Genomic DNA, 608 nt, shown 5'->3' on the forward strand with positions numbered 1-608 from the left:
CGTSTGCTCRGCCTCGGTSATCCTCAAYATTYTGGCGCGGCGGCGTGACCCGGCTCCGGCCGCAACCCTGCAAACCCCGGATGCGCTTCGACTGACCCATGARCCGGYCGCCGATTGCGCACGCTATGACAGCCTCAGGAGGGCAAGCTGATGGAACGCACACAGRTTCTSGAAYTGATGRGCACGCTSAAGCTCTACGGCATGCGCAGCGCCTATGACGARGTCATGGGCAAYGGCATCAARCGCCAGCACGAGCCRCCGCGTATCGTCGGCGACCTCTTGCAGTCSGAGATCGCYGAGAAGCAGGCCCGTTCCATTCGATACCAGCTCAGCATTGCCAAGTTGCCGTTGGCCAAGGACATTGACGACTTCGACTTCAAGAATACGCCCGTCAATGAACCCCTGGTGCGCGACCTTGCCACCGGCACTTTTGTCGCCGATCAGCGCAATGTCGTCCTGGTCGGCGGCACAGGAACCGGCAAGAGCCACCTGGCAATCGCCATTGCCCGCGCACTCATTCGCAACGGCACACGGGGTCGCTTCTTCAACGTTGTCGATCTGGTCAACCGCCTTGAGACGGAGACGCGCAGCGGCAAGCAGGGACGTAT

1 protein-coding gene is annotated in these 608 nt (G+C 61.4%); it reads left to right on the forward strand.

Annotated elements, in window-relative coordinates:
* Positions 1–150: 150 nt before the first annotated feature.
* Positions 151–608, forward strand: a 458-nt coding sequence (locus AC1D0P_RS27080) for an ATP-binding protein (protein ID WP_477679558.1), incomplete at its 3' end; no start/stop codon positions are given.

Source organism: Polaromonas sp. P1_G2 (genome assembly GCF_056405515.1).